Origin of the sequence: Candidatus Propionivibrio aalborgensis (assembly GCF_900089945.1) — a bacterium.
GTDB classification, from domain to species: Bacteria; Pseudomonadota; Gammaproteobacteria; order Burkholderiales; family Rhodocyclaceae; genus Propionivibrio; species Propionivibrio aalborgensis.
On sequence record NZ_FLQY01000365.1, the window covers coordinates 1 to 10,527 of the forward strand.

The window sequence follows — 10,527 nt, forward strand, 5'->3', positions numbered from 1 at the left end:
GCGCCGGCGTACCGATTGCTTCACCGGTCTTGCCCATTTCCCACTTGGCCCAGATAAAGAGGACATTGCCGGCATTGTCGCCACCCGGGGGAATGTACGTTCCTTCCAGACTGAAGTTCTTGTAAGCCACGGAGGCCACTGGAAAAACAATTGGAAAAGGCACATAGCTCAGGATATCCGAGCGCGACATCAAACCTGCAAGATAGCCCAATCCCAGACGAACATCCTCGGCCGGTCGCCAGATTGCTTTCCATTGGTAACCCCCGGTATACGAAGGCTTGAAGTGTGAATCCTGGAACGCCATGGCAAAGACGCCTTCCCAGTTCCCTTTTTCGTTATACAAGCCACGGCCGATACCGAAGCCGAGAGGGTTTTCCTGGTAAGAGTCGATTTGCTCTTGGGAATACGTGCTTCGAGAATGATAGGTTTTCAACGGCAGATAGAATTCAAGTGCGCCATTGTTATAGGCATTGGCCACCGGACTCCAGACTCGCTGGAACCATGATTTGTCTGTTTCGGCTGGCTTCCTGGAAGCGGGCTGAGCCTGTTGCCGAGCGACTGGCTTGGCCGACTGTACTTGCGCGACCGCAGGCGCCTGCGGTTCGGATCGCGGTTGTTTCTCCATTTGCGGCACCGGCGCAACCGGAGCAGCTTGTTGCCCCTCTCCCCGCGGCTGATGCGACGGAGTCTCCTGCGAAGTGTCCTTTCTGGCCCTGGCGGACTCGCTGGCTTCAGGGGCTCTATCAACTGCTTTCGGCTCAACCACGACAGCCTGTACGGGTTTGACCTCCGGACCCTTGTCGGCCGTTGCCGGAGGGGCTGCGGGTGCGATCGCAGGCGCTTCTACCGGCTTGATCGGGGGCAGCCCGAGTAAGGCCGGATTGACGCGTAGCGGCGCAAGAGCCTGCTCCTGCGCGACGGTATGACCGCCGAAAAGCAAGCACGCAAAACCGTAGCAAATGAGCAGCGCGCGTGACTTGCGCCGGGCGGGAAAATTCATCCGGAAATATCAGTAAAAAGCATTGCAAACCCTATTTGCTTCCGTCGGTGCAGCGGCCAATAGAGCGAGTGATAAAATCGACGCATTTTAGCACCATAGCTTAAGGAGTAGCGGCATGCCGCGTAGCGCTCTGTTGCGTAGCTGGCTTGACAAGCTGTTCTCAAGCCAGTACCCCGATAAGGACTTCCTCGTCGAACCGGCGTCGGCTGATGCCAGTTTCCGGCGCTATTTCCGTGTCAGCCTGCCTGACGGGAACACCCGCATCGTCATGGACGCACCGCCCGAACGCGAGGATTGCCGCCCGTTCCTGAAAGTGGCCGCACTTTTCAGTGCAGCCGGGGTGCATGTTCCGACGGTCTATGCCGAGGATCTGAATCAGGGTTTTCTGCTCCTTTCCGACCTCGGCAGTGCCACCTATCTCGACGTGCTGAATTTGGACACGGCACCCCGGCTCTATCGCGACGCCAATGCTGCATTGGTCACCATTCAGACTGCCAGCCGCCCCGGCGTGCTGCCAGACTATGATCGGGCGCTGCTTGAGCGCGAGCTCGAACTCTTCCCCGACTGGTATGTTGCGCGCCATCTCGGCGCCAAGCTCGACGTGGATCAGCAGACCACGTTGCGAACGGTATTCGATAGGATTCTCGCCAACAATCTCGCGCAACCTCGGGTCTATGTACACCGTGATTATCACTCGCGAAACTTGATGGTTTGCGGGATGGCGGGTTCCAATGGGACAAGCGCAAGGGCCAGCAGCATTCACGAAAATCCCGGCATCATCGACTTTCAGGATGCGGTCTACGGACCGATCACCTACGATCTTGTTTCGCTCTACCGCGACGCTTACATCCACTGGGAAGAAGCACAGGAGCTCGATTTCGTCATTCGCTACTGGGAAATGGCGCGCAAGGCCGGGCTGCCGGTACATGCCGACTTCCACGATTTTTACCGTGATTACGAATGGATGGGGGCACAGCGCCAACTCAAGGTGCTCGGCATCTTCGCCCGCCTATGCCATCGCGATGGCAAGGAGAGTTATCTGAAAGACATGCCCCGCGTATTGAGCTACCTGCGGCAGACCTGCGAGCGCTACCTCGAATTGCGTCCGCTGGCCCGCCTTCTGGATCAACTCGAAAATCGGCAGGTCGTTGCAGGCTATACTTTTTGATGACAACTGCGTATCCGATACATGGGGCCAATGCGAGCGCCGAGGCAGTGCAATGACATACGCAATGAAGGCCATGATTCTTGCCGCAGGCCGCGGTGAGCGTATGCGGCCACTTACCGACACCACGCCCAAGCCCTTGCTTCACGCCGGCGGAAAGCCACTCATTGTCTGGCATCTTGAACGGCTGGCGGCCAGCGGTTTCAGGGACATCGTAATCAATCATTCACATCTCGGCGAGCAGATCGAAGCCACGCTCGGCAACGGCAACCGCTTCGGCCTGAACATCCTTTACTCGCCAGAACCCGCCGGCGCTCTGGAAACCGCAGGCGGTATCGCCCAGGCATTGCCGTTCCTTGGCAGCCAACCGTTTCTCGTGGTCAATGGCGATGTGTGGTGCGACTGGGATTTTTCGCAAGCGCACAAGCGCATGCACGCGCTCACTGGCCACCCGGCCCATCTTGTTCTGGTCGACAATCCACCGCAGCATGCCGGCGGCGATTTTAGCCTCGACGGCGAAACAGTCAGGTATGCCGGCGAGAGCACAGGGCCGACGCTGACCTACGCGGGTACTGGAATCTTTTCACCCGATTTTTTCGCCGCTGTGCCCGCCGGCGCCGTCATGAAAATGCGTCCTCTGCTCGACGCCGGAATCGCCAAGGGTCTCGTCACCGGCGAACGCCACCCCGGTATCTGGGTCGACGTTGGAACACCCGAACGCCTTGCCGAACTCGATCGGGAACTGAAGGCAAAGGAGTTCGCTTTATCATGAAACACGAACCGTATTCGACGCGACGTAGCGCACTGCTGGAACAGATTGGCGATGGCGTGGCCATCATCCCGACCGCACCGGAACGCGTACGCAATCGCGATTCACACCACCCCTATCGATTCGACAGCTACTTCTGGTATCTCTCCGGCTTTCCCGAGCCCGAGGCGATCATCGTTCTGCTGGGTGGCAATGATTCGCAACCCGTCTCGCGATCGATCATCTTCTGTCGCGAAAGGAATGAGGAGCGCGAAGTCTGGGATGGTTTCCGCTATGGCCCCGAAGCCGTGTGCGATGCCTTCGGCTTTGACGAGGCGTATGCTTTCGCCGAGTTCGAACACAGGCTTCCCGACCTGATCGCCAGTCGCAGCAGGCTTTGGTACGCATTTGGCCATGAGGCTGCTGTGGATACCGAAGTTATTTCTGCGCTGAACACGGTCCGCGCACAAAGCCGCGCCGGCAAGCGTGCACCTGGAGAGATACGCGATCTGCGTGAACCACTCGACCGAATGCGACTGATCAAGGATGCGCACGAAACGGATATCATGCGCCGCGCCGCCGCGATCGCCGCGGCAGGTCATGCCCGTGCCATGCGCACCTGCCGCCCCGGCATGGCCGAATACGAGCTCGAAGCCGAGCTTGGTTACGAGTTCCGCAAACGCGGCGCAGACGGCCACGCCTATTCACCCATTGTTGCCGGCGGCCATAACGCGTGCATCCTGCACTATATTGAAAACAATCGGCTGCTCTCCGAGCACGCCCTGGTTCTCATCGATGCCGGCTGTGAGCTGGAAGGCTATGCTTCCGACATCACACGGACCTTCCCGGTTAGCGGCAGGTTCAGCGGCGTAACCCGTGATGCGTATGAGATCGTTCTTGCTGCACAGACTGCGGCGATCGCCGCAATCAAGCCTGGAGTACCTTTCATTGCTTACCATGACGCTGCGCTGCGCGTACTTGTGCAAGGAATGATTGATCTCCAATTGCTTGCCGGTAGTGTGGACGGCATCATCGAAAGCGAAACCTATAAGCCCTTTTACATGCACCGCACCGGGCACTGGCTTGGTCTCGACGTTCATGACGCAGGCGAATACAAGAGTGGGGACGATTGGGTGGTGCTGCAGGCCGGCATGGCGCTGACGGTAGAACCCGGCCTCTATATCCGCCCCGGCGCCACGGTACCCGAGCACCTGCATGGCATCGGCATCCGCATCGAGGATGATGTATTCGTCACCACTGACGGCTGCGAAGTTTACACAAGCGCGCCAAAATCGATTGCCGAGATTGAAGAGGTGATGCGCCGTGACTGAGCACCCCGCAGGCGCTACGTCCCCCACGCTTTCCCCTCCATATGACGCGGACGTACTGATCATCGGAGCCGGCCCGGTCGGCATGGCGCTCGCGGTCGCGCTGGCCGGCAGCAGGCAGCGGGTACTTCTCATCGACAGTCGTCAGCGCGACGCGTGGATTGATGACCCGCGCGCGCTGGCGCTCTCGCATGGCAGCAGGCAATTGCTCGAGCGTCTGAATGCATGGAACGCAATGGCTGGCACCCCGATTCGCCAAATCCATGTTTCGCAACGTGGCGGATTCGGACGCACCATGCTTTCTACCGAGGATTACGGCACACCGGCACTCGGTTACGTCATGCGCTACCGCGATCTTGCCGCAGCCCTCGCCGCCCGCATCAAACCGGAGCAACTGATCGACCAATGCAGCGTCGACACAATTGAAACAGGCCGCGAAGAGACCACACTGACATTTACGCGCGAAGGCACCATACACCGTATCACGGCCAAGCTCATCGTACACGCCGAGGGCACACCGGAGCGTGGCCCTGAAATCACGGTTCGGGATTACGATCAACACGCCATCGTCGCCGAAGTTCGTCCGGCATCGGGACACAACAACCGTGCCTGGGAGCGTTTTACCCCCGACGGACCGCTCGCCCTGCTGCCGCTCGGCCAGGATTACTCGGTGGTGTTCACCGTACCGCCCGTCAAGGCCGCCCGATTGCTCAAGCTCAATGACGAAAACTTCCTCGCCGCACTACAGGAGCAGTTTGGCAAACGCCTCGAGTTTGTCTCAACCGGCCCACGCGCCGGCTTTCCGCTCGCCCTGCGTTGTCGGACACAGCTCGCGCAGCGCCGGCAGGTTTGGATCGGGAATACCGCACAATCCCTGCACCCCGTGTCAGGTCAGGGCTTCAATCTTGGTCTGCGCGATGCCTGGGAACTTGCCGAATCGCTGTTCGACCAAAGCGATGCCGGAAATCCGACAGCGTTGGCGACCTACGCCAAAGGCCGCCAGTTTGATCGGCGTGGAAGTATCGCTTTCACTGATGGTATCGTTCGCCTTTTTTCCAACGATCTGGCGCCGATCAGCTTCGCTCGTGGCATCGGTCTACTGGCACTTGACCTCTATCCGCCGCTGCGCCACTTCGTCGCCAAGCGCATGATCTGGGGTGCGAGGGCGTGGCCGTAGGCGACTCAGGTCAGGGTATGGCATCAATTCAGAAATCAACTATTTCTCAGCCAGCATTCGGGTTAAAATTCCCACTTCCCCAGCCACACCCTCAACACTCCACCGCCATGGAATTCGTCGGCTTTACACTGCGAAACAATCTGTTCGTTGCCCCGATGGCTGGCGTGACCGACCGCCCTTTCCGCCAATTGTGCAAGAAGCTGGGCGCCGGACTGGCCGTGTCCGAGATGGTCACATCGAATTCCCTGCTCTACGGCAGCGCCAAGACGAAAAGGCGCGCCAACCACGATGGCGAAGTCGAACCGATTTCGGTCCAGATTGCAGGCGCTGCGCCCGCGATGATGGCCGATGCCGCACGACATAACGTCGATCGCGGCGCGCAGATCATCGATATCAACATGGGTTGCCCGGCCAAGAAGATCTGCAATGTGATGGCCGGCTCGGCCCTGCTCAAAGATGAATCACTGGTCGGCCGAATTCTCGAATCCGTCGTGAATGCCGTGCCTGAAACGCCAGTCACCCTGAAGATCCGCACGGGCTGGGACAAAAGCTCACGCAATGCGCTGTCAATTCTGAAAATTGCCGAGCAATCCGGCATTCGCGCCTTGGCGATGCACGGCCGGACGCGTGCCTGCGGCTATTCCGGGCAAGCCGAGTACGAGACCATCGCCGCGGTGAAGCGCGAGGCATGCATCCCGATCATTGCCAACGGCGATATCAACTCTCCGGAAAAGGCGAAAGACGTCCTTGACGCGACCGGCGCCGACGCGCTGATGATCGGGCGCGCTGCTCAGGGTCGGCCCTGGCTTTTTCGCGAAATCGAACACTTCCTGAAGACCGGCACACACCTGATGCCACCGCGGGTTAGCGAAATCCACGCCATCCTGCTCGCGCACCTTGAAGATCTCTACGAATTCTATGGAATCGAAACCGGAGTGCGCGTAGCACGCAAGCATATCTCCTGGTATACCAGGGGTCTGGCCGGTTCTGCAGCTTTCCGCCATAGCATGAATCAACTACCCGACATCAGGCAGCAACAACAGGCTGTCAATGATTTCTTCTTCGGGCTTGCCGAACACAATGAACACCTGAACTATATCCAGACAGAGCATAAGAATGACTGGGAGGAACTCGCCGCATGAAAGAACACAACGATATTTCGAGCTGCATATACAGCGCACTGGAAACCTACTTCAAGAATCTGGATGGCGAGATGCCCGCGCCCATCTATGACATGGTACTGAAAAGCGTCGAACGCCCGATGTTTGAGGTCATCATCAAGCAGGCTGGAGGTAACCAGACACAAGCGGCGGCGATGCTCGGAATCAATCGCAACACGCTACGCAAGAAACTCGTCGACTACAAGCTGGTTTGACTTGACTTCGATTTAGTCGTTCTTCTTCATATTGCGTCATCTCGACGCTTCAACGTCTTTTCGTTCAAATCCATTATTTCGAGAACTCTTCATGAAAATCCGTCAAGCCCTGATCAGCCTTTCCGACAAACGCGGCGCACTTGAATTTGCTCAAGGACTTGCCGCTCAGGGTGTCAAACTCCTGTCCACGGGCGGCACGGCCAAACAACTGCGCGGCGCCGGTCTCGATGTCCGCGAGATTGGGGACTACACCGGATTTCCGGAAATGCTGGACGGCCGCGTCAAAACCCTGCATCCGAAAGTGCACGGCGGCATTCTTGCTCGCCGAGATCTTCCCGAGCACCTGGCGACCATTGAGCGGCACGATATTCCGACCATCGATCTGGTTTGCGTCAATCTCTACCCTTTCCGCGAAACAATTGCCAAGCCCGACGTCACGCTCGAAGACGCTATCGAAAACATTGATATCGGCGGCCCGGCGATGGTCCGCTCGGCGGCCAAGAACTACACGGGAGTCGCCGTTGTCACCGACCCTGAAGACTACACCGCGCTGCTAGCAGAAATGCTGGCCAACGATGGCGCACTGTCCCTGGCCACGCGTTTCGGTCTGGCCAAAAAGGCTTTCACGCACACGGCGCGATATGACGCGACGATCTCCAACTGGCTGACCGCTCTCGACGAAACCAACAAACCGAAGCAGTTTCCGGACAAACTGCAACTCGCCTTCGACTGTGTCGAAACGCTACGCTACGGTGAGAACCCGCATCAGCAGGCAGCCTTCTACCGCGACCCGATACCGACACCCGGTTCCATCGCGGCCTATAAGCAATTGCAGGGCAAGGAACTCTCGTACAACAACATCGCCGACGCAGATGCCGCATGGGAGTGCGTAAAGACGTTCACCGGAGGTGTCAACAGCGCGGCTTGCGTCATCATCAAACACGCCAACCCTTGCGGAGTGGCGATCGACAGCACGCTGTTGTCGGCCTACGAAAAAGCCTTCAAGACGGATTCAAGCTCTGCTTTCGGCGGCATCATCGCCTTCAACGGCACCGTCGACACCGACGTCATCAAGGCCATGAACGAGCGCAAGCACTTTGTCGAGGTACTGATCGCTCCAGCCTACACGCCTGCCGCCAAGGAAATGCTCGCATCCAAGCAGAATCTCCGGGTACTGGAGTTGCCGCTGTCCAATAATTGCCCACCGTTCGAGTTCAAACGCGTGGGTGGTGGCTTGTTGGTGCAGACCCCGGACACCTTCAATGTACAGGCCTCCGACCTCAAGGTGGTAACCCATGCCGCACCAACCAGTGCGCAGATCGAAGACCTGCTTTTTGCCTGGCGTGTTGCCAAGTTCGTCAAATCAAACGCCATCGTCTTCTGCGGCGGCGGCATGACGCTTGGGGTCGGTGCCGGCCAGATGAGCCGCGTTGATTCAACACGCATCGCCGCGTCCAAGGCACAAAACGCCGGTCTCGTACTGGCAGGCTCCTGTGTGGCCTCGGACGCCTTCTTTCCTTTCCGCGACGGTCTTGATGTACTCGCCGAAGCCGGCGCCAAATCGGTCATTCAGCCTGGCGGCTCGATGCGGGACGACGAAGTCATCGCTGCGGCGAACGAACACGGACTGGCGATGGTGTTCACCGGCGCCCGTCACTTCAGACATTGATGATTTCACCACCAAGGCACGAAGATTCCCCAGATTTCGCAAATCCTGGTACATCCTGGTGGCTTGGTGACATTGTGGTGAAAGGGTTTTATGAAGTTACTCGTCATTGGCTCCGGCGGGCGCGAGCACGCACTGGCCTGGCACCTGGCCAAATTGTCCGGCATGCAAAGGATCTTTGTCGCGCCTGGCAACGCCGGCACGGCGCGCGAAACCGAAGTCCTGAATATCAATATCACCGACCCGATAGCGCTGGCCGACTTTGCTGAGAAAGAAGGCATTCATCTCACCGTCGTTGGTCCGGAAGCACCGCTCGCCGCCGGGGTCGTCAATATTTTTCGGGCTCGCGGCCTGAAGATTTTCGGGCCAACGAGAGAGGCCGCTCAACTCGAAAGCTCGAAGGATTTCGCCAAGCGCTTCATGGCGCGGCACAACATCCCGACAGCGGCCTTCGAGACATTTTCCGATAGCGTCGCTGCCCACGCCTTTGTCGACAAGCACGGGGCGCCCATCGTCATCAAGGCTGATGGGCTGGCTGCCGGCAAGGGCGTCGTTGTTGCGATGACGCTTGGCGAAGCACACAGCGCCATCGAGAGCATGCTCCCCGGCAACAAATCGAACATGGCAGGCGACAAGAGTGGTTCGCGCATCGTCATCGAAGAATTCCTGGACGGCGAAGAAGCCAGCTTCATCGTCATGGTTGATGGCAAGAACGTGTTGCCGCTCGCATCCAGCCAGGATCACAAACGCATCGGCGACGGTGATACCGGCCCCAACACCGGGGGCATGGGCGCCTACTCGCCCGCCCCCGTGGTCACTCCGACTATCCACGCCAAGGCCATGCGCGAAATCATCCTGCCGACCGTGCGCGGGATGGCCGCCGATGGCACGCCCTACACCGGCTTCCTTTATGCCGGCCTGATGATCGGCAAGGACGGTTCGGTAAAAACGGTGGAATTCAACTGCCGCATGGGCGACCCTGAAGCACAGCCCATCATGATGCGTCTCAAGTCCAATTTCCTAACGTTGCTTGAACACGCGGTTGCCGGCAAACTCGACCAGATCGATGCCGAATGGGATCGCCGCGTTGCGCTAGGCGTCGTGCTGGCGGCAGCCAACTACCCCGGCACGCCGCGCCAGGGCGACGTCATCAGCGGCTTGCCGGACGAGAGTGATGACGTACACGTGTTTCATGCCGGAACCCAGGAAAAGGATGGCAGGATCCTTACTTCGGGTGGTAGGGTACTGTGCGTCACCGCCCTGGGCGACAACGTCAAGCAGGCGCAGAAGCAGGCTTACGATGCAATCGTTGGAATTCACTTCGACGGCATGCAATACCGTCGCGATATCGGACATCGTGCAATACCGCGATGATCGATAGCAGCGCCCTCAAGACCTACTTCGTCGGTCTGCAGTCACGCATTGTCGCAGCCGCCGAAGCCCTGGAAGGCGAGAACGGAGGGCGTTTTCGAGCCGACACATGGCAGAAGGAAGCTGGCCAGCCACTCGGCGGCCATGGGCTGACGTGCATCATCGAGGGCGGCCGCATATTCGAACGCGGCGGGGTATCTTTCTCGCACGTGACCGGATCGGCACTGCCTGCTTCGGCTACTGCCAAACGACCTGAACTGGCTGGCCGTGCGTTCGAGGCAATGGGCGTATCACTGGTTCTGCATCCGGAAAACCCTTACTGCCCGACGGCGCACATGAACGTGCGCTGTCTGCTGGCACATCCCGGCGGCGAGGGCAATGCCGACTCTCCAGGTGCAGATGCCGGCAGAACCAACAGCAACACAACGACCCTTTGGTGGTTTGGCGGCGGCATGGATTTAACCCCCTACTACCCCTTTGAAGACGACATTCGTCACTTTCATGCCACCTGCAAGTCTGCGCTGACGCCTTTTGGCGATGACGTTCATGCGCGATACAAGAAGTGGTGCGACGAGTACTTTTTCCTGAAGCATCGCAACGAACCGCGCGGCGTCGGTGGCGTCTTCTTCGATGATCTGAATGAGGGTGGGGATGCGCGGTGTTTCGCACTGACACGCGCAGTCGGCGACGCATTTTC

At 58.8% G+C, this 10,527-nt stretch carries 10 protein-coding genes; 9 read left to right on the forward strand and 1 reads right to left on the reverse strand.

All coding sequences use genetic code 11. The features are described from left to right. Positions 1 to 1,000: lipid IV(A) palmitoyltransferase PagP (gene pagP / locus PROAA_RS15895; protein WP_186412285.1), on the reverse strand; the 1,000-nt coding region annotated here is incomplete at its 3' end. A gap of 115 nt (positions 1,001 to 1,115) precedes the next feature. Here pagP and PROAA_RS15900 point away from each other — a divergent pair. The 9 genes from PROAA_RS15900 to hemF form a co-directional block, all read left to right on the forward strand. After that, positions 1,116 to 2,168 (forward strand): aminoglycoside phosphotransferase family protein, encoded by a 1,053-nt coding sequence (locus tag PROAA_RS15900; RefSeq protein WP_186412286.1) that lies wholly within the window; start codon positions 1,116 to 1,118, stop codon positions 2,166 to 2,168. Between the two features lie 64 nt (positions 2,169 to 2,232). Then, positions 2,233 to 2,937: an N-acetylmuramate alpha-1-phosphate uridylyltransferase MurU gene (murU, locus tag PROAA_RS15905; RefSeq protein ID WP_186412287.1), complete on the forward strand. Its 705-nt coding sequence runs from the start codon at positions 2,233 to 2,235 to the stop codon at positions 2,935 to 2,937. After that, positions 2,934 to 4,244 (forward strand): aminopeptidase P N-terminal domain-containing protein, encoded by a 1,311-nt coding sequence (locus tag PROAA_RS15910; protein ID WP_186412288.1) that lies wholly within the window; start codon positions 2,934 to 2,936, stop codon positions 4,242 to 4,244. The genes murU and PROAA_RS15910 overlap by 4 nt, the downstream gene beginning before the upstream one ends. Beyond that, on the forward strand, positions 4,237 to 5,418 hold the full coding sequence (locus PROAA_RS15915) for an FAD-dependent monooxygenase (RefSeq protein WP_245664308.1): 1,182 nt from the start codon (positions 4,237 to 4,239) through the stop codon (positions 5,416 to 5,418). The genes PROAA_RS15910 and PROAA_RS15915 overlap by 8 nt, the downstream gene beginning before the upstream one ends. 107 nt (positions 5,419 to 5,525) lie before the next feature. Beyond that, positions 5,526 to 6,560, forward strand: a complete 1,035-nt coding sequence (gene dusB / locus PROAA_RS15920; RefSeq protein WP_186412289.1) for a tRNA dihydrouridine synthase DusB — start codon at positions 5,526 to 5,528, stop codon at positions 6,558 to 6,560. Beyond that, the gene (locus PROAA_RS15925) at positions 6,557 to 6,793 is read left to right on the forward strand and encodes a helix-turn-helix domain-containing protein (RefSeq protein ID WP_186412290.1); all 237 of its coding nucleotides are present in this window, start codon (positions 6,557 to 6,559) and stop codon (positions 6,791 to 6,793) included. Before dusB ends, PROAA_RS15925 begins: the two co-directional genes overlap by 4 nt. 91 nt (positions 6,794 to 6,884) lie before the next feature. Then, a complete protein-coding gene (gene purH / locus PROAA_RS15930; RefSeq protein ID WP_186412291.1) occupies positions 6,885 to 8,462 on the forward strand; it encodes a bifunctional phosphoribosylaminoimidazolecarboxamide formyltransferase/IMP cyclohydrolase in 1,578 nt (525 codons plus the stop codon). 90 nt (positions 8,463 to 8,552) lie between these two features. After that, positions 8,553 to 9,833: a phosphoribosylamine--glycine ligase gene (purD, locus tag PROAA_RS15935; protein WP_186412292.1), complete on the forward strand. Its 1,281-nt coding sequence runs from the start codon at positions 8,553 to 8,555 to the stop codon at positions 9,831 to 9,833. After that, a partial coding sequence (gene hemF, locus PROAA_RS15940) for an oxygen-dependent coproporphyrinogen-III oxidase (RefSeq protein ID WP_222102313.1) occupies positions 9,833 to 10,527 on the forward strand: 695 nt, incomplete at its 3' end. The genes purD and hemF, both read left to right, overlap by 1 nt.

What these genes read in the sequence shown, in the direction of transcription:
- PROAA_RS15910 (WP_186412288.1), top strand. Translation starts at nt 2,934, where the DNA reads ATGAAACACGAACCGTATTCGACGCGACGTAGCGCACTGCTGGAACAG.
- purH (WP_186412291.1), top strand. Translation starts at nt 6,885, where the DNA reads ATGAAAATCCGTCAAGCCCTGATCAGCCTTTCCGACAAACGCGGCGCA.
- murU (WP_186412287.1), top strand. Translation starts at nt 2,233, where the DNA reads ATGAAGGCCATGATTCTTGCCGCAGGCCGCGGTGAGCGTATGCGGCCA.
- PROAA_RS15925 (WP_186412290.1), top strand. Translation starts at nt 6,557, where the DNA reads ATGAAAGAACACAACGATATTTCGAGCTGCATATACAGCGCACTGGAA.
- purD (WP_186412292.1), top strand. Translation starts at nt 8,553, where the DNA reads ATGAAGTTACTCGTCATTGGCTCCGGCGGGCGCGAGCACGCACTGGCC.
- PROAA_RS15900 (WP_186412286.1), top strand. Translation starts at nt 1,116, where the DNA reads ATGCCGCGTAGCGCTCTGTTGCGTAGCTGGCTTGACAAGCTGTTCTCA.
- dusB (WP_186412289.1), top strand. Translation starts at nt 5,526, where the DNA reads ATGGAATTCGTCGGCTTTACACTGCGAAACAATCTGTTCGTTGCCCCG.